The sequence below is a fragment of the Paenibacillus shirakamiensis genome (assembly GCF_017874255.1).
Classification (GTDB): domain Bacteria; phylum Bacillota; class Bacilli; order Paenibacillales; family Paenibacillaceae; genus Fontibacillus; species Fontibacillus shirakamiensis.
In genome coordinates this window covers 23,134-42,995 of sequence record NZ_JAGGLD010000010.1, presented here as the reverse complement: position 1 = coordinate 42,995, position 19,862 = coordinate 23,134, and the positions used below count along the sequence as shown (strand labels likewise).

General features: G+C 43.6%; 23 protein-coding genes. All 23 read right to left on the bottom strand.

Annotated elements, in window-relative coordinates; all coding sequences use genetic code 11:
- Nucleotides 1–30: 30 nt before the first annotated feature.
- The 23 genes from rpsH to rpoB all read right to left on the bottom strand — a co-directional run bounded on the left by rpsH (nt 31) and on the right by rpoB (nt 19,698).
- The gene (rpsH, locus tag J2Z69_RS18305) at nt 31–429 is read right to left on the bottom strand and encodes a 30S ribosomal protein S8 (RefSeq protein ID WP_209866069.1); all 399 of its coding nucleotides are present in this window, start codon (nt 427–429) and stop codon (nt 31–33) included.
- A 31-nt stretch (nt 430–460) separates the two neighbouring features.
- Nucleotides 461–646 (bottom strand): type Z 30S ribosomal protein S14, encoded by a 186-nt coding sequence (locus J2Z69_RS18300; protein ID WP_013312154.1) that lies wholly within the window; start codon nt 644–646, stop codon nt 461–463.
- A 44-nt stretch (nt 647–690) separates the two neighbouring features.
- On the bottom strand, nt 691–1,233 hold the full coding sequence (rplE, locus tag J2Z69_RS18295; protein WP_209866067.1) for a 50S ribosomal protein L5: 543 nt from the start codon (nt 1,231–1,233) through the stop codon (nt 691–693).
- 32 nt (nt 1,234–1,265) lie between these two features.
- Complete coding sequence (gene rplX / locus J2Z69_RS18290; RefSeq protein WP_209866064.1) at nt 1,266–1,619, bottom strand: 50S ribosomal protein L24; 354 nt, start codon at nt 1,617–1,619, stop codon at nt 1,266–1,268.
- Nucleotides 1,620–1,659: 40 nt separating this feature from the next.
- Nucleotides 1,660–2,028, bottom strand: a complete 369-nt coding sequence (gene rplN / locus J2Z69_RS18285; protein WP_127200937.1) for a 50S ribosomal protein L14 — start codon at nt 2,026–2,028, stop codon at nt 1,660–1,662.
- 37 nt (nt 2,029–2,065) lie between these two features.
- On the bottom strand, nt 2,066–2,329 hold the full coding sequence (rpsQ, locus tag J2Z69_RS18280; RefSeq protein ID WP_209866061.1) for a 30S ribosomal protein S17: 264 nt from the start codon (nt 2,327–2,329) through the stop codon (nt 2,066–2,068).
- Between the two features lie 53 nt (nt 2,330–2,382).
- A complete protein-coding gene (gene rpmC / locus J2Z69_RS18275; RefSeq protein WP_209866058.1) occupies nt 2,383–2,583 on the bottom strand; it encodes a 50S ribosomal protein L29 in 201 nt (66 codons plus the stop codon).
- Nucleotides 2,573–3,007 carry a 50S ribosomal protein L16 gene (rplP, locus tag J2Z69_RS18270; RefSeq protein ID WP_209866055.1) on the bottom strand — a complete coding sequence of 145 codons (435 nt, stop codon included), beginning with the start codon at nt 3,005–3,007 and terminating at the stop codon, nt 2,573–2,575. Before rplP ends, rpmC begins: the two co-directional genes overlap by 11 nt.
- Before the next feature lie 2 nt (nt 3,008–3,009).
- Complete coding sequence (gene rpsC, locus J2Z69_RS18265; RefSeq protein WP_209866053.1) at nt 3,010–3,675, bottom strand: 30S ribosomal protein S3; 666 nt, start codon at nt 3,673–3,675, stop codon at nt 3,010–3,012.
- Nucleotides 3,676–3,688: 13 nt separating this feature from the next.
- Nucleotides 3,689–4,021: a 50S ribosomal protein L22 gene (gene rplV, locus J2Z69_RS18260; RefSeq protein WP_209866051.1), complete on the bottom strand. Its 333-nt coding sequence runs from the start codon at nt 4,019–4,021 to the stop codon at nt 3,689–3,691.
- Nucleotides 4,022–4,055: 34 nt separating this feature from the next.
- On the bottom strand, nt 4,056–4,334 hold the full coding sequence (gene rpsS, locus J2Z69_RS18255) for a 30S ribosomal protein S19 (protein ID WP_209866049.1): 279 nt from the start codon (nt 4,332–4,334) through the stop codon (nt 4,056–4,058).
- 75 nt (nt 4,335–4,409) lie between these two features.
- Nucleotides 4,410–5,240, bottom strand: a complete 831-nt coding sequence (gene rplB / locus J2Z69_RS18250; protein ID WP_209866047.1) for a 50S ribosomal protein L2 — start codon at nt 5,238–5,240, stop codon at nt 4,410–4,412.
- A 29-nt stretch (nt 5,241–5,269) separates the two neighbouring features.
- Nucleotides 5,270–5,560 (bottom strand): 50S ribosomal protein L23, encoded by a 291-nt coding sequence (rplW, locus tag J2Z69_RS18245; protein WP_209866045.1) that lies wholly within the window; start codon nt 5,558–5,560, stop codon nt 5,270–5,272.
- Entirely contained in the window at nt 5,560–6,183 is a 624-nt protein-coding gene (gene rplD / locus J2Z69_RS18240) for a 50S ribosomal protein L4 (RefSeq protein WP_209866043.1), read from the bottom strand. The genes rplW and rplD overlap by 1 nt, the downstream gene beginning before the upstream one ends.
- Before the next feature lie 26 nt (nt 6,184–6,209).
- On the bottom strand, nt 6,210–6,833 hold the full coding sequence (rplC, locus tag J2Z69_RS18235; protein ID WP_209866041.1) for a 50S ribosomal protein L3: 624 nt from the start codon (nt 6,831–6,833) through the stop codon (nt 6,210–6,212).
- A gap of 43 nt (nt 6,834–6,876) precedes the next feature.
- The gene (gene rpsJ, locus J2Z69_RS18230; RefSeq protein WP_017692074.1) at nt 6,877–7,185 is read right to left on the bottom strand and encodes a 30S ribosomal protein S10; all 309 of its coding nucleotides are present in this window, start codon (nt 7,183–7,185) and stop codon (nt 6,877–6,879) included.
- Nucleotides 7,186–7,607: 422 nt separating this feature from the next.
- Nucleotides 7,608–8,798, bottom strand: a complete 1,191-nt coding sequence (gene tuf, locus J2Z69_RS18225) for an elongation factor Tu (RefSeq protein ID WP_209866038.1) — start codon at nt 8,796–8,798, stop codon at nt 7,608–7,610.
- Between the two features lie 92 nt (nt 8,799–8,890).
- Nucleotides 8,891–10,969 carry an elongation factor G gene (gene fusA, locus J2Z69_RS18220; protein WP_209866036.1) on the bottom strand — a complete coding sequence of 693 codons (2,079 nt, stop codon included), beginning with the start codon at nt 10,967–10,969 and terminating at the stop codon, nt 8,891–8,893.
- A 39-nt stretch (nt 10,970–11,008) separates the two neighbouring features.
- Nucleotides 11,009–11,479, bottom strand: coding sequence for a 30S ribosomal protein S7 (rpsG, locus tag J2Z69_RS18215; RefSeq protein ID WP_209866033.1), 471 nt, complete (start codon nt 11,477–11,479; stop codon nt 11,009–11,011).
- Nucleotides 11,480–11,524: 45 nt separating this feature from the next.
- Nucleotides 11,525–11,944, bottom strand: coding sequence for a 30S ribosomal protein S12 (rpsL, locus tag J2Z69_RS18210; RefSeq protein WP_209866030.1), 420 nt, complete (start codon nt 11,942–11,944; stop codon nt 11,525–11,527).
- Nucleotides 11,945–12,080: 136 nt separating this feature from the next.
- The gene (locus tag J2Z69_RS18205) at nt 12,081–12,332 is read right to left on the bottom strand and encodes a ribosomal L7Ae/L30e/S12e/Gadd45 family protein (protein ID WP_209866027.1); all 252 of its coding nucleotides are present in this window, start codon (nt 12,330–12,332) and stop codon (nt 12,081–12,083) included.
- A 168-nt stretch (nt 12,333–12,500) separates the two neighbouring features.
- Entirely contained in the window at nt 12,501–16,115 is a 3,615-nt protein-coding gene (gene rpoC, locus J2Z69_RS18200) for a DNA-directed RNA polymerase subunit beta' (protein WP_209866024.1), read from the bottom strand.
- 37 nt (nt 16,116–16,152) lie between these two features.
- Nucleotides 16,153–19,698 (bottom strand): DNA-directed RNA polymerase subunit beta, encoded by a 3,546-nt coding sequence (rpoB, locus tag J2Z69_RS18195; RefSeq protein WP_209866020.1) that lies wholly within the window; start codon nt 19,696–19,698, stop codon nt 16,153–16,155.
- Nucleotides 19,699–19,862: the final 164 nt, after the last annotated feature.

Sequence of the window (19,862 nt, the reverse complement as noted above, 5' to 3'; positions counted from 1 at the left end):
TTGCTGCACCTCCTTGTTTTGTGGCTTATATTACCAAACGTAGCAGACAACTTCTCCGCCAGCTTTGGATTGACGCGCTTCTTTATCGGTCATAACTCCCTTGGAAGTAGAGATAATCGCGATACCTAGACCGCCTAGAACACGAGGAACTTCATTACTCTTCGTGTAGACGCGAAGACCAGGCTTACTGATTCTCTTCAATCCGGAAATAACGCGTTCATTGTTTGAACCGTATTTCAAGAAGATACGGATAATCCCTTGTTTGTTATCATCAATATATTCAGCATCACGGATGAAACCTTCACGCTTCAAGATATCAGCGATTTGTTTCTTAATCGTAGATGCAGGCATTTCCACAGTTTCGTGACGCACTACATTGGCGTTACGAATACGTGTAAGCATATCAGCAATTGGATCTGACATAGTCATTCGTGTAAACCTCCTTCCCGTTGTTGATTGTTTACCAGCTTGCTTTTTTCACGCCAGGGATCTGGCCTTTATAAGCTAATTCACGGAAACAAATTCTGCAGATTTTAAATTTTTGCAGCACCGAATGTGGACGACCACAACGCTCACAGCGTGTATATGCACGCACTTTAAACTTAGGAGTACGTTGTTGTTTAACTTTCATTGAAGTTTTTGCCACTTAGCCTGACACCTCCCGAATCGATTCCTGGAATCGGATTTGTATTACTTTACAAAAGGCATACCAAGTTGAGTTAGCAATTCGCGTGACTCTTCGTCGGTTTTTGCCGTAGTTACGATAACGATGTCCATACCACGAGCTTTATCTACTTTGTCATACTCGATTTCAGGGAAGATCAATTGTTCCTTGAGCCCGAGTGTATAGTTACCGCGGCCATCAAACGCTTTGTTTGATACACCTTGGAAGTCACGAACACGTGGAAGTGTTACGTTGAACAATTTATCTAGGAAGTAGTACATGCGTTCTCCACGCAATGTTACTTTCGCACCGATAGGCATGTTCTCACGAAGTTTAAATCCAGCGATGGATTTCTTCGCACGAGTAATGACTGGTTTTTGACCAGAAATTAGTTGCAAGTCGTTGACTGCAGCATCAAGTACTTTCGAGTTAGCTACTGCTTCACCAACACCCATGTTGATAACTACTTTCTCGATTTTAGGCACTTGCATTACAGTTGTATAGTTAAACTTTTGAACCAAAGCAGGGGACACTTCAGACAAATAACGTTCTTTCAATCTTACTGCCATGAATCATGGACCTCCTTTCTTTCAATGCTGAGTTAGTCGATCACTTCTCCGGATTTCTTAGCGAAACGAACTTTCTTGCCATTGTCCAATACTTTGTAACCGATACGGGTTACTTTTCCGCTCTTAGGATCAATATGCATTACGTTCGAAGCATGAACCGGAGCTTCCTTTTCAATAATTCCACCTTGTGGGTTGAGTTGGTTAGGTTTTTGATGTTTCTTAACCATGTTAACACCTTCCACAAGCACACGATTCTCACGCGGATAAGCAGCGATGACACGGCCTTTTTTACCTTTGTCTTTACCACTAATCACGATAACCGTATCGTCTTTTTTGACGTGAAGCTTATTGTTATGGGATTCAAGAATCTTTTTCAATCTAGGCATTTGTTACACCTCCTGTTTCATTCAGCTTAATGATCGGTGTTTAGATAACTTCCGGAGCCAAGGAAACGATTTTCATGAAATCTCTATCACGAAGTTCGCGAGCAACTGGTCCGAAGATACGTGTACCCCGTGGGCTCTTGTCGTCTTTAACAACTACTGCTGCATTTTCATCAAAAGCGATGTAAGAACCATCTTTACGGCGAACTGAACGTTTAGTACGAACAACAACCGCTCTTACAACATCACCCTTTTTGACAACGCCGCCTGGTGTTGCTTGTTTTACAGAACAAACGATCAAATCACCGATTTGTGCTGTACGGCGACCCGTACCACCCAAAACGCGGATACACATCAATTCTTTAGCGCCAGAATTATCAGCTACATGCAATCGTGTAAATGGTTGAATCATTTGAATTTCCTCCTTTCAACTGAGCTGAAGAGATCAATTAGATAATTACCGCTTGTTCTACGACTTCAGAAAGTCTCCAGCGTTTATCTTTGGAAAGTGGACGAGTCTCCGTGATTTTCACGATATCGCCAATCTTAGCCGTGTTGTTCTCATCATGCGCTTTGAACTTCTTAGTGTGCTTGATGCGTTTGTGATACAACTCATGCTTTTTGTAAGTCTCAACAGCTACAACAATAGTTTTATCCATTTTGTCGCTGACAACTTTGCCAACTTGCACTTTACGGGCATTGCGTTCGCTCATGGTTAGCCTCCTTCCTGAATTCAGGCGCTGCTATAAGCTGCGTCATGTGTTGCTTAGCTAGTGATACCAAGTTGTCTTTCATGTAATACGGTTTTAGCACGAGCTATTTCCTTACGCACATCACGGATCCGAGTCGGATTATCTAGTTGACCCGTAGCCAATTGGAAACGGAGATTAAAGAGTTCTTCTTTAAATCCGGTAATTTTTTGTTCGATTTCAACCGTGGTTAAGTTGCGAAGTTCATTAGCTTTCATTTGCTTCACCACCCAATTCTTCACGTTTCACAAACTTAGTTTTAACGGGCAGTTTGTGGGAGGCAAGACGCATAGCTTCGCGTGCAATCTCCTCAGATACACCAGCAAGTTCAAACATGATCTTACCTGGTTTAACTACAGCAACCCATTTCTCAACATTACCTTTACCACTACCCATCCGAACTTCAAGAGGCTTTTGGGTAATCGGCTTGTCTGGGAAAATCTTGATCCACACTTTACCACCACGTTTGATATAACGAGTCATCGCGATACGCGCTGCTTCGATCTGACGGTTAGTGATCCATGATGGCTCAAGAGCTTGCAAACCGTATTCACCGAAGTTCAATTCAGTGCCGCCTTTTGCTTGACCTCTCAAACTACCGCGTTGTTGTTTACGGTGTTTTACACGTTTTGGTACCAACATGATTAGTTGCCTCCTTCCTGACTAGCTTGTTTCTTAGCTGTAGGAAGTACCTCTCCACGATAAATCCATACTTTTACTCCGATACGTCCGTAAGTAGTATGAGCTTCAGCTGTACCATAGTCGATATCAGCACGAAGAGTATGAAGTGGAACAGTTCCTTCACTGTAGCCTTCTGAACGAGCGATTTCAGCGCCGCCAAGACGACCGCTTACTGCTGTTTTAATACCTTTAGCACCAGAACGCATAGTTCTTTGAATTGCTTGTTTTAGAGCACGACGGAAAGAAACGCGACGTTCCAATTGTTGTGCAATGCTTTCAGCAACAAGAATAGCATCCAACTCAGGGTGTTTAATTTCAGAAATATTGATGTGAACTTTTTTGCCGCCTGCGATTGTAGTGATATCGTTACGAAGGTTCTCAACTTCAGAACCGCCTTTACCGATAACCATACCTGGTTTCGCAGTGTGGATAGTAACATTCACACGGTTAGCTGCTCTCTCGATTTCAATACGAGATACTGCAGATTCTTTCAACTTGCCTTTCAAATGCTCACGAATTTTAACATCTTCCATTAGAAGATCGCCAAAATCTTTGCCTGCATACCATTTAGATTCCCAATCACGGATAATACCTACTCGTAATCCGACGGGATTTACCTTTTGGCCCACACGTTTTCCCTCCTTATTTTTCGGATACCACCAAAGTAATGTGGCTGGTGCGTTTATTAATCCGACTTGCACGTCCCATTGCACGAGGGCGGAAACGTTTCATTGTCGGTCCTTGGTTAACGAAAACTTCCGAAATAACCAATTTATTTACATCCAATGAATAGTTATGTTCAGCATTCGCAATCGCCGAGTTCAAGAGCTTTTCCACCACTGGTGAAGCGGCTTTAGGAGTATGGCGAAGAATCGCGATCGCATCTCCGACTTGCTTGCCACGAATTAAGTCAACAACTAGCTTAACTTTACGTGCAGCAATACGGATTGATCTAGCATGTGCTTTTGCTTCCATGTTTGTTTACCTCCTCTCAAACGAAGAACTAATCTTAACGTCTAGTTTTCTTATCGTCGTCTGTATGACCTTTGTAAGTACGAGTTGGTGCAAATTCACCCAATTTGTGTCCTACCATGTCTTCAGTAACGTATACCGGTACGTGTTTGCGGCCATCATAAACGCCGAAAGTATGTCCGATGAATTGCGGGAAAATCGTGGAACGACGGGACCATGTTTTGATCACGACTTTTTTGTTACCAGCTGTAACCTCATCCACTTTTTTAAGCAGGTAGCCATCAATAAATGGCCCTTTTTTCAAACTGCGACCCATAGCTTGAATCCTCCCTTCATAAAACCTTCATAATTCAGTAACTTGTTAGCCGGAGAAGTAATGCGCTTAGGCGTATTACTTCGTGCGACGACGAACGATATATTTATCTGAAGCTTTTCCTTTTTTACGCGTTTTGTAACCAAGGGTTGGTTTGCCCCATGGTGACAATGGAGATTTACGTCCGATTGGAGCACGACCTTCACCACCACCGTGTGGGTGATCGTTCGGGTTCATTACAACCCCACGAACTTCAGGACGTTGACCTTTCCAACGATTACGGCCAGCTTTACCGATTTTAACAAGTTCATGATCTCCGTTACCAACAGATCCGATTGTTGCACGGCAAACTTTAAGAAGTTTACGCACTTCGCCTGAAGACAAGCGTACAGTAACATATTTTTCTTCTTTACCTAACAATTGAGCTTCTGTACCCGCAGCACGTACGAGTTGTCCACCCTTGCCTGGTTTCAATTCGATGTTGTGGATAACTGTACCTACTGGAATGTTTTCCATAGGAAGTGAGTTACCGATTTTGATGTCAGAACCTACACCAGATACCACTTCATCTCCAACTTTCAATCCTTTTGGAGCAATAATATAACGTTTTTCACCGTCAGCATAATGGATCAAAGCAATGTTGGAAGAACGGTTCGGGTCATACTCAATTGTAGCAACGCGGCCCGGTATTCCATCTTTAGTCCGTTTGAAGTCGATGATACGGTATTTACGTTTGTGTCCGCCGCCATGGTGACGAACTGTAATTTTACCTTGGTTATTACGTCCCGCAGTTTTGCTAAGAGGTGCAAGCAAAGATTTCTCCGGTACATTTGTTGTGATTTCTTCAAATGTAGATACGGACATAGCACGTCTAGCTGGGGATGTCGGTTTGTACTTTTTGATTGGCACTTGTTTTCCCTCCTTACTTCAAAAATTTCTTATACCGATTCAAAGAACTCAAGTGGCTTACTATCAGCCGAAAGTGTAACGAACGCTTTTTTCCACTCTGAAGTATATCCAGAATGACGTCCATAACGTTTAGGCTTCGCAGGAACACGTAGAGTATTAACATTGCTTACTTTAACGCTAAAGATCGCTTCAATAGCTTGTTTGATTTCGGTTTTGTTAGAGCGAATATCCACTTCAAAGACATATTTCTGTCCTTCCATGTATTCAGCTGTACGTTCCGTAATCACCGGACGTTTGATAACATCACGAGGATCTTTCATTACGCGAGCACCTCCTCTACCTTCTGAACTGCTTCCTTCGTAATGATCAGTTTGTCGTACGTAAGTACGTCAAGAACATTAATGCCGTCAGCCGCTACGAATTTAACGCCTGGAAGGTTACGAGCAGAAAGTGCTACTTTGTCATCATAGCTAGAAGCTACAATCAAAGCTTTACGTTCAACCTTCAGGTTATTAAGAATCGCTGCAAATTCTTTTGTCTTCGGCGTTTCGAAGCTCAGTTGATCAAGTACGATGATATCGTTATCGATAACTTTTGCTGATAGTGCCGATTTAATTGCTAGACGACGAACTTTTTTAGGAAGTTTAAATGCATAGCTACGAGGTGTTGGTCCGAATACCACACCGCCGCCAACCCATTGTGGTGAACGAATCGAACCTTGACGTGCACGACCTGTACCTTTTTGTTTCCAAGGTTTACGACCGCCGCCACGAACTTCAGAACGACCTTTCACTTTGTGAGTGCCTTGACGCAAAGATGCACGTTGCATAACAACAGCATCATGAAGGACGTGAACGTTTGGTTCGATACCGAATACGGAATCATTCAACTCCACTTCACCTACTTGAGCGCCACTTACATTAAAGACTGTTACTTTTGGCATTGCTTGTTCCTCCTTTCTTCAGATAATTATTTCTTGATGGTTTCTTTAATTTTCAAGAAGCCTTTTTTAGGACCCGGTACGGAACCTTTTACTAGCAACACGTTACGTTCAACATCAACCTTGATAATTTCAAGTCCTTGAATCGTAATCGTTTCGTTACCCATATGACCTGGAAGGCGTTTGCCCTTAGGAACACGGTTCGCTTGAATGGAACCCATGGATCCTGGTCTACGGTGATAACGCGATCCGTGAGCCATTGGTCCGCGGCTTTGTCCCCAACGTTTGATAACGCCGGCAAAACCTTTACCCTTAGAAATACCTGTTACGTCAACAAAATCGCCTTCAGCGAACACATCAGCTTTGACCTCTTGGCCAACTTCATATGCTGCCAAATCGATACCGCGAATTTCACGGACGTAGCGCTTAGGAGCAGTATTAGCTTTTTTGCTATGTCCCGCTTCTGGTTTGTTCGATCTGATTTCTTTTTTGTCAGAGAAACCAAGTTGTACTGCTTCATAACCGTCGTTTTCTGCATCTTTCTTTTGCAAAACAACATTCGGGCCAGCTTCGATTACCGTTACTGGAATTACATTACCTTCAGCAGTAAAGACTTGAGTCATTCCTAGTTTTTTACCTAAGATACCTTTCATGTTGACACCTCATTTCCTTCCCTAATCAAGAGCTTTATTGGACTTACAATTTGATTTCGATATCTACACCGGACGGCAGGTCCAAGCGCATTAAGGCATCCACTGTTTGTGGAGTCGGATTTACAATGTCGATCAAACGCTTATGTGTGCGTTGTTCGAACTGCTCCCGAGAATCCTTGTACTTGTGTACCGCACGGAGAATAGTAATGATTTGCTTTTCAGTTGGAAGCGGAATCGGTCCAGATACACCAGCACCCGAACGTTTTGCTGTTTCAACAATTTTCTCAGCGGATTGATCAAGAATTCTATGATCGTAAGCTTTCAAACGAATACGAATTTTTTGCTTTGCCATTTATAGTCCCTCCTTCTATCGCCCAATTTATTATCGGACATACTCCGCGAAAATTTTCCAACCCACTGACCTCATGGCAAAGGGGCCGGGTGTGTCGGTAACCTCTCGCATCATCGCAACGTCACAGAACAACATTTATTATTATATAGAATCTATAGGCTTATTGCAAGCTTTTATTAAAAAGAAGTAAATTCATCAACAAATCTCACTTTTATGATTGTAACTGTTATGTACCTAAGAAGCAATCTACTCAATCCTCCATTTTAAAAGTTAAGAGTTTATCTGATTAATAAGTAATTTCATAAAATAAAAAAAGAAGGCTCGTCTTCGTGGAGACGAGCCTTCTTCATATACATTTACAATACATTGTTGCTAGTTACAGTACACTGTTGCTATATCGTACGAATCAGGCTGAGGCCTAATTATTTTTGGATAGAAGCTACTGAACCCGCTCCAACAGTACGTCCGCCTTCACGAATAGAGAACTTAGTTCCTTCTTCGATAGCGATTGGAGAGATCAAGGAAACAGTTACAGTGATGTTATCACCAGGCATAACCATTTCAGTACCTTCTGGCAAGTTGATGATACCCGTTACGTCAGTTGTACGGAAGTAGAACTGTGGACGGTATCCAGTGAAGAAAGGCTTATGACGGCCACCCTCTTCTTTAGTCAACACGTAGATTTGTGCAGTGAATTCTGTATGTGGTTTAACTGTACCTGGTTTAGCAAGTACTTGGCCACGTTCGATGTTGTTACGGTCTACACCACGAAGTAGTGCACCGATGTTGTCACCAGCTTGAGCGGAATCCAGCAATTTGCGGAACATCTCAACACCAGTTACAACAGATTTTTTAGTTTCTTCATGAATACCAACGATTTCGATTTCTTCCCCAACTTTAACCGTACCACGCTCTACACGACCTGTAGCAACAGTACCACGACCAGTAATGGAGAATACATCTTCGACAGGCATCAAGAAAGGCTTGTCAGTTGCACGTTCTGGAAGTGGAATGTAAGTGTCGATTGTTTCGAACATTTCAACAATCTTCTTAGCATATTCACCTTCAGGGTTGTTCAACGCTTCACGAGCTGAACCACGAGTGATTGGAGTGTCGTCACCTGGGAATTCATATTCGTTAAGAAGGTCGCGAACTTCCATCTCAACCAATTCCAAAAGCTCTTCGTCTTCAACCATGTCGCATTTGTTCAAGAATACAACGATGTAAGGCACGCCTACTTGACGGGAAAGAAGGATGTGCTCACGAGTCTGTGGCATAGGGCCATCAGCTGCGGATACAACCAAGATTGCTCCGTCCATTTGTGCAGCACCAGTGATCATGTTTTTAACATAGTCGGCGTGACCTGGGCAGTCAACGTGTGCATAGTGACGGTTGTTTGTTTCATACTCAACGTGTGCTGTTGAGATTGTGATACCGCGTTCGCGCTCTTCTGGAGCTTTATCGATTTGATCGAATGCTACAGCAGCACCACCATAAGTTTTGGACAATACAGTTGTGATTGCAGCAGTCAAGGTTGTTTTACCATGGTCGACGTGACCGATTGTACCGATGTTAACATGCGGTTTGTTACGTTCAAATTTAGCCTTTGCCATTTTAAACAATTCCTCCTTAAAATAATTGGATTATTTTTGGTCTGAGTTGATCTTACTCAATAAGAATAAGATTCAACTCAGTAGTTAAAATATTAGTCAGTACCTTTAGATTTGGAGACAATCTCTTCTTGAATTGATTTAGGAACCTCTTCATAATGAGACAATTCCATAGAGAATACTCCGCGTCCTTGTGTACCTGAACGAAGTGTAGTCGAGTATCCGAACATTTCGGAGAGAGGCACCTTCGCACGAATAATTTGAGCACCACCACGAGCATCCATGCCTTCGATCCGTCCGCGACGGGAACTCAGCATACCCATAACATCACCCATATACTCTTCAGGTACTGTTACTTCGATTTTCATGATCGGCTCAAGAATTACAGGATTACATTTTTCTTTAGCAGCTTTAAGCGCCATGGATCCTGCAATTTTAAATGCCATTTCGTTGGAGTCAACATCATGGTATGATCCGTCAACGATTGTTGCTTTCACATCAACTAATGGGAATCCAGCGATAACACCATTTTTCATTTGTTCTTCGATACCTTGTTGTGCAGGTCCGATATATTCTCTTGGTACGGAACCACCCACAACTTTGCTCTCGAACGTGTTACCAGTCCCTGGTTCAAGTGGTTCGAATTCAACCCATACGTGACCGTATTGTCCACGGCCCCCGGATTGACGTACGAACTTACCTTCAACACGAGCTGGTGAACGGAAAGTTTCGCGATAAGCTACTTGTGGCTTACCTACGTTGGTCTCTACCTTGAACTCACGACGCATACGGTCAATGATAATGTCAAGGTGAAGCTCTCCCATACCTGCAAGAATCGTTTGACCGGTTTCTTCATCAGTATGAGCGCGCAATGTAGGATCTTCCTCAGTAAGCTTACCAAGTGCTACACCCAATTTATCTTGATCGGCTTTAGTTTTTGGTTCTACAGCGATCTCGATAACTGGGTCAGGGAAGTTCATGGATTCCAGGATAACTGGATTCTTCTCTTCACAAAGTGTATCACCTGTGCTTGTATCTTTCAAACCTACAGCTGCTGCAATGTCACCGCAATACACAATGCTGATTTCTTGACGGCTATTCGCATGCATCTGAAGGATACGACCGATACGCTCACGCTTATTCTTTGTTGCATTCAATACGTATGAACCGGATTCAAGTACACCAGAATATACGCGGAAGAATGTCAATTTACCTACATAAGGATCTGTCATGATTTTAAATGCAAGCGCAGAGAATGGCTCTTCATCAGAAGAATGACGAACAGTCTCCGTACCATCATCCAGGTGACCCGTGATGTCTGGTACGTCTGTAGGTGCTGGCAAGTAATCAATAACAGCGTCCATCATAAGTTGTACGCCTTTGTTACGATAAGAAGATCCACAGATGACTGGGAAGATCTTAACTTCTACTACACCTTTACGAAGAGCGGCTTTGATTTCTGCTACAGAAATCTCTTCACCCTCAAGGTATTTCATAGTAAGTTCTTCGTCTAGTTCTGCAACTTTCTCAATCAGTTCAGCACGAAGTTCTTCAACTTGTGCTTTGAATTCTTCAGGGATCTCAACGACTTCAATGTCTTGACCCAAATCGTCTTTGTACATATGCGCTTTTTGTTCGACGATATCAATGATACCGACGAAATCATTTTCTGCACCGATAGGCAGTTGAATAGCAACTGAATTCGCTTGCAGACGATCGCGCATATCTTTTACAACGTTTAGGAAATCGGCACCGATAATATCCATCTTGTTAACATATGCGATCCGTGGAACGCCATAGCGGTCAGCCTGTCTCCATACAGTTTCAGACTGAGGCTCTACGCCTTCCTTCGCACTGAAAACGCCAACTGCCCCGTCCAATACACGAAGGGAACGTTCAACTTCTACTGTGAAGTCAACGTGTCCCGGGGTATCGATGATATTAACGCGGTGACCTTTCCATTGAGCGGTTGTAGCAGCGGAAGTAATCGTAATTCCGCGCTCTTGCTCTTGCTCCATCCAGTCCATTGTTGCTGCACCTTCGTGAACTTCCCCGATTTTGTGCGTACGGCCAGTGTAGAACAAGATCCGTTCAGTGGTAGTTGTTTTACCCGCGTCAATATGCGCCATGATACCGATGTTACGTGTATTTTTCAAGGAGAACTCTCTTGCCATGAATAAAGTCTCCCTTCAAAAATGAAGTTTTTTATAATCCTACCAACGGTAGTGAGCAAACGCTTTGTTCGCTTCTGCCATTTTGTGTGTATCTTCGCGTTTCTTAACAGAAGCGCCTGAGTTATTGGATGCATCGATGATCTCAGCAGCCAAACGCTCTTCCATAGTCTTCTCTCCGCGGTTACGGGAGTAGTTCACGAGCCAACGTAAACCAAGGGAAGTACGTCTTTCAGGTTTAACTTCGATAGGCACTTGGTAGTTAGCACCACCTACACGGCGAGCTTTAACTTCAAGGACTGGCATAATGTTTTTGATAGCTGCTTCAAATACTTCCATTGGATCGTTACCCGTACGTTCTTGAATCAAGTTGAATGCACTGTATAGAATAGTTTGAGCAGTACCGCGTTTTCCATCGAGCATGATACGGTTGATTAGGCGGGTAACAAGTTTGCTGTTATACACCGGATCTGGTAGCACGTCTCTCTTTGTAACTGGACCTTTGCGTGGCATTGGTTATCCCCCTTTCAGAAATAGTTAGTTCTTATTTAAATAATATTACTTTTTAGCTTTAGGACGCTTTGCACCATATTTCGAACGAGCTTGCATACGGTTGTTAACTCCAGCTGTATCCAAAGCTCCGCGAACGATATGATAACGAACTCCCGCAAGGTCTTTTACTTTACCTCCACGGATCAAAACGACACTGTGCTCTTGCAAGTTGTGTCCAATACCCGGAATGTAAGCTGTAACCTCAAGACGGTTAGTCAAACGAACACGAGCATATTTACGAAGTGCGGAGTTTGGTTTCCGCGGCGTCATTGTACCTACACGAGTACATACACCACGTTTTTGTGGAGCACTCAAATCTGTAGTCTCACGCTTAAGGGCATTGTACCCCTTTTGAAGTGCAGGTGATTTAGATTTCTCGATTTTGGCTTGACGGCCTTTACGCACTAGTTGGTTAATTGTTGGCATGTTGTTGCCACCCCCTTCCTCAAATTTTCGTCTTTACAAACCTTTTTATTAAGCCCACAGACCCAGGCGGTTCATAAAAGAACAAAGGAAAGTTTCTGCCACAGGCTTTCGCCAGTAGCAAAAACATTTCAAACCATTATTGTTTTACAATCGCGACCACGGCCGCCCCTACATCAATTCCACATGCTTTCCCGAGTTCTTTCATCGTATCGACATATGTTACCTGAATTGATAGTTTTGTGCAAAGCCCAATGATCTTTGACGTAATACGCGGATCTGCATCTTGAGCTATATATACTTCATCGACCTCACCATGTTCAATAGCTTTCGCTGTTTGTTTGGCTCCGATCTTGACATGCGCAGTTAGTAAACCTCTATGATCAGACATCGTTACGATACCTCCAGCAATAAAGGATAATACCTTTACTCACGCACCTTTGCTATATTAGCACCCCTGTTGGGCGATGTCAAGCAAATATCAATATATTAAATGCAATAGAGTACCTAGATATACATTAAAATGTTTTACCTAGGCAGCTCTAATGCTTTTAATTTATTACTCTACGGATACCGGCTCTAAGCTTCCTTCAGTTGCACTGCCTTCAGCTTGATCATCAAATTCAATACTACGGTATCTATGCATTCCTGTACCTGCAGGTATAAGCTTACCGATGATAACATTCTCTTTAAGGCCGAGAAGTTTATCAACTTTACCTTTGATAGCTGCATCCGTAAGAACACGAGTCGTTTCTTGGAATGATGCTGCGGACAAGAAGGAATCCGTTTCAAGAGAGGCTTTGGTAATCCCTAGAAGTACAGGTTTAGCCACAGCTGGTTCTTTATCTGCCATAATCGCTTCCATATTCGCCGCTTCATATTCATGAATATCGACGAATGCACCAGGAAGAAGTGTAGTACCCCCTGCATCCACGATCCGAAGTTTGCGCAACATTTGTTTGATCATTACTTCTACGTGTTTGTCGTTGATTTCTACGCCTTGGTTACGGTATACGCGTTGAACTTCTTGTAAAATATAGTTCTGTACGCCACGGATACCTTTGATGCGAAGAATTTCTTTAGGATCAATTGAACCATCTGTGAGCTCATCGCCCGCTTCGATTTCTTGACCTTCAACAACACGAAGACGTGATCCATAAGTAACGGAATAAGTCTTGGTTTCTGCTTCACCTTGGATCTCAATTTCACGACGATCCTTAGTCTCGCGAATTTCCTTAACTACCCCATCAAGCTCACTGATTGTAGCTTGACCTTTTGGATTCCGAGCTTCAAACAGCTCCTGAATACGCGGCAAACCTTGAGTGATGTCGTCTCCGGCAACCCCCCCGGTATGGAACGTACGCATGGTAAGCTGTGTTCCTGGTTCCCCGATGGATTGTGCAGCAATGATTCCCACGGCTTCGCCAATCTCAACGAATTTACCTGTAGCCAAGTTACGACCATAACATTTCTTACACACACCATGTCTTGCACGGCAACTAAGAACAGAACGAATTTGAAGTTTCTCAATCCCCGCGTTCACAATCGCGTTTGCTTTATCTGTGTCAATTAATTCATTACGATGAACGATAATCTCCCCAGATTGCGGATGTTTGATTGTCTCAAAGGAATAACGACCTTCAATACGGTCAAAGAGATCTTCAATGATTTCTTTACCATCTTGAATACGGGAGACACTGATTCCTTTGTCTGTTCCGCAGTTGTCTTCGCGAACAATAACATCTTGTGCTACGTCAACCAAACGACGTGTAAGATAACCGGAATCCGCCGTACGAAGAGCTGTATCGGCAAGACCTTTACGTGCTCCGTGCGTGGAGATAAAGTATTCCAATACCGTCAGACCTTCACGGAAGTTCGCCTTAATTGGAAGCTCATAAATCCGACCCGATGGAGTTGCCATCAAACCACGCATACCACCTAGCTGCGTAATTTGGGATTTGTTACCCCGAGCCTTGGAATCTACCATCAACATGATGGAATTGAAGCGATCCATGGATCTCATCAGAACTTCTGTAAGTTGATCTTTCGATTTGGACCAGATATCGATAACTCGGTCATAACGTTCCTCATCTGTAATCAATCCGCGACGATACTGATTCGTAACAACGCGTACTTTTTCATCAGATTCACGCATGATGTTTTTCTTTTCCTCAGGTACAATTACGTCCGACACGGCGATACTGACACCCGCACGTGTAGAGTATGTGAATCCGAGTTGTTTGATTCTATCGAGAATCACAGACGTTTCGGTAGTGTGATAAGTTTCGAAACAACGTGCAATGATGGAACCGAGATACTCTTTACCCACTGCTCCAGCAATAGCTGGATCTTGAATTCGGGCAGCAATATCTGCACCCTTTTCATGGATGAAGTAGTGATCTGGTGTACCATTGAACAAGTTATCACGGGTAGCTTCATTGATATATGGGAAACTAGATGGGAAGATTTCGTTGAAAATGATTTTCCCGATCGTAGTTACTAGCAACGCATTCTGTTGTTCCGGAGTGAAGCCATCCTTTTTCAATGCTTTTGCAGGTATAACTACACGAGCATGAAGAGCTGCAGCACCACGTTGGTAGGCAGAGACCGCTTCGTTCATACTACCAAGAAGCATGCCTGAACCTTTAGATTGGTTGTCATCCATGGTCAAGTAGAATGATCCAAGGACCATATCTTGAGAAGGTGTAACAACTGGCTTACCATCTTTAGGGTTCAAAATGTTACCCGAAGCAAGCATCAGTATACGTGCTTCAGCCTGAGCCTCAGCGGAAAGGGGAACGTGAACAGCCATTTGGTCACCATCGAAGTCGGCATTATAAGCCGTACATACGAGCGGGTGAAGACGAATAGCGCGTCCCTCAACTAGAATCGGTTCGAACGCTTGAATACCCAATCTATGCAATGTAGGTGCACGGTTCAGCAGAACCGGGTGCTCCTTAATTACTTCTTCAAGAACATCCCAGACTTCAGGACTTACGCGTTCAACTTTACGTTTCGCGCTCTTGATATTATGAGCCAAGCCTTTGTTAACCAATTCTTTCATAACGAATGGTTTGAAAAGTTCCAATGCCATCTCTTTAGGAAGACCACATTGATACATCTTCAGGTAAGGACCCACCACGATAACGGAACGACCAGAGTAATCTACCCGTTTACCGAGCAAGTTCTGACGGAAACGTCCTTGTTTACCTTTCAACATGTGGCTGAGAGATTTCAAAGGACGGTTACCCGGTCCAGTTACAGGGCGTCCACGACGACCGTTATCAATAAGAGCATCTACTGCTTCTTGCAGCATCCGCTTCTCATTTTGAACGATAATATCAGGTGCGCCTAAGTCTAGAAGACGTTTTAGACGGTTATTCCGGTTAATTACACGGCGATAAAGGTCATTCAAGTCAGACGTTGCAAAACGTCCTCCATCTAGCTGTACCATAGGACGCAGTTCCGGAGGGATGACCGGAAGTACGTCTAGGATCATCCACTCCGGCTCATTGCCGGAATTACGGAAAGCCTCAATCACTTCAAGGCGTTTGATAGCACGATTACGACGTTGCCCTTGCGCTGTACGAAGTTCTTCTTTTAAGAAATCTAGTTCCTTATCCACATCGATATCTTGAAGAAGTTTTTTCACAGCTTCTGCACCCATGCCCGCATGGAAACCGTAGCCGTATTTTTCACGGTAGCTACGGTATTCTTTTTCGGACAATAGCTGCTTTTTCTCAAGCGGCGTGTCGCCAGGATCAGTTACTACATAAGATGCAAAATAGATGATCTCTTCAAGAGATCTAGGGGACATATCCAAAGCCAGACCCATACGGCTTGGAATCCCTTTGAAATACCAGATGTGCGAAACCGGTGCTGCAAGTTCAATGTGTCCCATGCGTTCACGACGAACTTTAGCGCGAGTTACCTCAACACCACATCGATCGCAGACAACTCCTTTATAGCGAACACGTTTGTACTTACCGCAGTGACATTCCCAGTCCTTAGTAGGTCCGAAAATTTTCTCGCAGAAGAGGCCTTCTTTCTCCGGCTTCAGCGTACGATAGTTAATCGTCTCCGGTTTCTTCACTTCTCCGCGGGACCAAGAACGAATTTTTTCTGGGGAAGCAAGCCCAATTTTCATAAACTCGAAATTGTTAACGTCCAACAAAGAGCATCCCTCCTTAACCAAATCCTGATTTATAAATCTATTCTACGCCGACTTCGGAGCCTTCAAGATTCAAACTGAGTTTGTCACCTGCTGCATCCTCTTCATCGTCAATTTCACGCATTTCAATCTCTTTTTCATCTCCACTTAGGATCTTAACGTCCATTCCTAAGCTTTGAAGTTCTTTAATTAATACCTTGAAGGATTCTGGAACCCCTGGCTCAGGTACATTTTCACCTTTGACAATAGATTCATAGGTTTTCACCCGTCCAACCACGTCATCGGATTTGACAGTAAGAATTTCTTGCAGTGTATAAGCCGCACCATACGCCTCAAGCGCCCATACTTCCATTTCCCCGAAACGTTGACCACCAAATTGAGCTTTACCACCCAATGGCTGTTGCGTAACGAGTGAGTAAGGACCTGTGGAGCGGGCATGGATTTTATCATCAACCATGTGCGCCAGCTTGATCATATGCATGACACCTACGGTTACTTCACGTTCGAAGCAATCCCCAGTACGTCCGTCATATAGAATAGTCTTACCATTCCGCTGCATACCAGCTTCTTCCATCGTATCGAATACGTCGTACTCGTGCGCTCCATCAAATACTGGCGTAGCTACATGAATTCCCAAGTGCATAGCTGCCATACCAATGTGAACTTCAAGCACCTGTCCGATATTCATCCGTGAAGGAACCCCTAGCGGGTTAAGCACTACTTGTACTGGCGTTCCATCTGGCAAGAAAGGCATATCTTCTTCTGGAAGGATACGAGCTACGACACCCTTATTACCATGACGTCCAGCCATCTTGTCGCCTTCAGAAATTTTACGTTTTTGGGCAATGTATGCACGAACAAGTTGATTCACGCCTGGCGGCAATTCATCACCATTCTCACGCGTAAACACTTTAACGTCGACTACAATTCCATCTGTACCATGCGGCACGCGTAGGGAAGTATCACGAACTTCACGCGCCTTCTCACCGAAGATCGCATGCAGCAAACGTTCTTCTGCTGTAAGCTCTGTAACACCCTTAGGTGTAACTTTACCAACGAGAATATCTCCAGCACCAATCTCAGCACCTACACGGATAATTCCGCGCTCATCCAAATTACGAAGCGCTTCTTCACCGACATTAGGAATATCACGAGTGATCTCCTCAGGTCCAAGCTTTGTATCTCGAGCTTCAGATTCATATTCTTCAATATGAATTGAAGTATAAACGTCTTCTTTAACCAATTTCTCACTCAGTAGAATAGCATCCTCATAGTTGTAACCTTCCCAAGTCATGAAGGCAACGACTACGTTCCGCCCTAGAGCTAGTTCACCCATCTCAGTGGAAGGACCATCTGCAAGAATATCACCTGCTTTGACAAACTCTCCACGTTTTACAATTGGGCGTTGGTTAATACATGTTCCTTGGTTCGAACGCATAAATTTGTGTAATTTATACTTAACAAGGTCACCTTTGACTTCCTTACCTTCTACTGTCTCAACCCGGCGAAGCCAGATTTCATTAGCAGCTGAACGTTCAATTATACCGTCATGCTTGGCAACAACGCATACGCCTGAATCCTTAGCGGATTTATGTTCCATCCCTGTTCCAACTAGCGGAGCTTTCGGGATTAATAATGGAACGGCTTGACGCTGCATGTTTGAACCCATCAAGGCACGGTTAGAGTCATCGTTTTCCAAGAAAGGAATTAAGGCTGTTGCTACAGATACAACCTGTTTAGGTGAGATATCCATGTAGTCAACACGGTCACTAGGCATGGTCAAAATGTTATCTGACTGCTTATTATAACGAACAATAACCTGTTCATCTTTAAAGGAGCCATCTTCATTCAACTCAACGTTAGCCTGCGCAATTACATAGTTATCTTCTTCATCCGCTGTAAGGTAGGATATTTGCTTGGTTACAATACCTGTCTTCGGATCCACCCAACGATATGGCGCTTCAATGAACCCATACTCGTTAATGCGAGCAAATGTAGACAAGGAGTTAATCAAACCGATATTCGGACCTTCCGGCGTCTCGATAGGACACATCCGGCTATAGTGAGAGTGATGGACGTCACGTACTTCCATGCCCGCACGTTCACGAGTCAAACCGCCGGGCCCTAGAGCAGATAAACGACGCTTATGCGTAAGTTCTGCCAATGGGTTCGTCTGATCCATAAACTGAGACAATTGTGAGGAACCAAAGAACTCTTTAATCGATGCAATCACGGGTCTAATGTTGATTAGAGCCTGTGGAGTTATTACATTCGCATCCTGAATCGACATTCTCTCCCGAACCACACGTTCCATACGGGATAGACCAATACGGAATTGATTCTGCAGCAATTCACCAACAGAACGCAGACGACGGTTACCCAGATGGTCAATATCATCCGTGCTTCCAATCCCATGCAATAGATTAATGAAATAGCTAATTGAGGAGATAATATCTGCAGGCGTAATATTTTTAACTGCCTTATCGATATCACGGTTAGCAATCACTTTTACAACCTTACCATCTTCAATTGGAGAGAAAACATCGATCGTTTGAAGTGGTACATCATCAGATTCAAGCACACCAGCCGTTACGTGATATGTTTTGAAACCTACACCATTCTCCAAATTTTCTAAAATCTCATCCAAAAGACGACGATCTACCATTTGACCCGCTTCAGCAATAATCTCACCAGTAGAGGTGTCGATTAAAGACTCAGCAAGACGTTGGTTAAATAGACGGTTTTTGATGTGAAGCTTTTTGTTGATCTTATAACGCCCTACATTGGCAAGATCATAACGTTTAGGATCGAAAAAACGTGCTACAAGCAGGCTTCTTGCATTATCCAAAGTAGGCGGTTCACCCGGACGAAGACGTTCATAGATTTCAATGAGCGCTTTTTCCGTAGAATCTGTATTGTCTTTGTCAAGCGTGTTACGAATATATTCATCGTTTCCGAGCAAATCAAGAATTTCAGCATCCGTGCCAAAACCCAGCGCTCGCAACAGAACAGTAACAGGAATTTTACGCGTACGGTCGATACGAACATAAATAATGTCCTTCGCATCCGTCTCAAGCTCTAGCCATGCTCCACGGTTAGGGATGACTGTAGCTGTGTAATTTCTCTTTCCATTCTTATCGACTTTTGTATTGAAATAGACGCTAGGGGAGCGCACCAACTGGCTGACAATAACCCGTTCTGCACCATTGATAATGAACGTCCCGGTGTCTGTCATTAGCGGGAAATCCCCCATAAACACTTCCTGCTCTTTGACTTCGCCAGTTTCTTTATTAATGAGCCGGACTTTCACTCTTAGCGGAGCCGCATACGTTACGTCACGTTCTTTCGCATCGTCTACCGTATACTTCGGTTCACCCAGACTGTAATCGATAAATTCCAAGATCAAATTGCCGGTGAAATCCTGAATCGGCGAGATATCATGGAACATTTCCCGAAGGCCTTCCTGCAAAAACCATTCATACGATTTCTGCTGGATCTCAATCAGGTTCGGTACCTCGAGTACCTCGTTAATCCGCGCATAACTGCGCCGAGTGCGTCGACCATATTGAACAAGATGTCCTGCCAACTTAAACTCACCCCTCATATCTACTCACTTTAAAAATTCATTGCGAACCCGTGTTTGTACCTATATAATAAGTCCATAGAAACGAGTTCGCGCACAAATAAAGAAAAGCCCTTATCGAAAACTTCGAAAAAAGAGCATCATTATTAGTGCCTTTCCTGTCGATG

Bases quoted from the DNA above. Each gene is read 5' to 3' on its own strand.
- rpsH (WP_209866069.1), bottom strand. From the start codon at position 429: ATGACTATGTCAGATCCAATTGCTGATATGCTTACACGTATTCGTAAC.
- rplE (WP_209866067.1), bottom strand. From the start codon at position 1,233: ATGGCAGTAAGATTGAAAGAACGTTATTTGTCTGAAGTGTCCCCTGCT.
- rplX (WP_209866064.1), bottom strand. From the start codon at position 1,619: ATGCCTAGATTGAAAAAGATTCTTGAATCCCATAACAATAAGCTTCAC.
- rplN (WP_127200937.1), bottom strand. From the start codon at position 2,028: ATGATTCAACCATTTACACGATTGCATGTAGCTGATAATTCTGGCGCT.
- rpsQ (WP_209866061.1), bottom strand. From the start codon at position 2,329: ATGAGCGAACGCAATGCCCGTAAAGTGCAAGTTGGCAAAGTTGTCAGC.
- rpmC (WP_209866058.1), bottom strand. From the start codon at position 2,583: ATGAAAGCTAATGAACTTCGCAACTTAACCACGGTTGAAATCGAACAA.
- rplP (WP_209866055.1), bottom strand. From the start codon at position 3,007: ATGTTGGTACCAAAACGTGTAAAACACCGTAAACAACAACGCGGTAGT.
- rplV (WP_209866051.1), bottom strand. From the start codon at position 4,021: ATGGAAGCAAAAGCACATGCTAGATCAATCCGTATTGCTGCACGTAAA.
- rpsS (WP_209866049.1), bottom strand. From the start codon at position 4,334: ATGGGTCGCAGTTTGAAAAAAGGGCCATTTATTGATGGCTACCTGCTT.
- rplW (WP_209866045.1), bottom strand. From the start codon at position 5,560: ATGAAAGATCCTCGTGATGTTATCAAACGTCCGGTGATTACGGAACGT.
- rplD (WP_209866043.1), bottom strand. From the start codon at position 6,183: ATGCCAAAAGTAACAGTCTTTAATGTAAGTGGCGCTCAAGTAGGTGAA.
- rplC (WP_209866041.1), bottom strand. From the start codon at position 6,833: ATGAAAGGTATCTTAGGTAAAAAACTAGGAATGACTCAAGTCTTTACT.
- rpsJ (WP_017692074.1), bottom strand. From the start codon at position 7,185: ATGGCAAAGCAAAAAATTCGTATTCGTTTGAAAGCTTACGATCATAGA.
- tuf (WP_209866038.1), bottom strand. From the start codon at position 8,798: ATGGCAAAGGCTAAATTTGAACGTAACAAACCGCATGTTAACATCGGT.
- fusA (WP_209866036.1), bottom strand. From the start codon at position 10,969: ATGGCAAGAGAGTTCTCCTTGAAAAATACACGTAACATCGGTATCATG.
- rpsG (WP_209866033.1), bottom strand. From the start codon at position 11,479: ATGCCACGCAAAGGTCCAGTTACAAAGAGAGACGTGCTACCAGATCCG.
- rpsL (WP_209866030.1), bottom strand. From the start codon at position 11,944: ATGCCAACAATTAACCAACTAGTGCGTAAAGGCCGTCAAGCCAAAATC.
- J2Z69_RS18205 (WP_209866027.1), bottom strand. From the start codon at position 12,332: ATGTCTGATCATAGAGGTTTACTAACTGCGCATGTCAAGATCGGAGCC.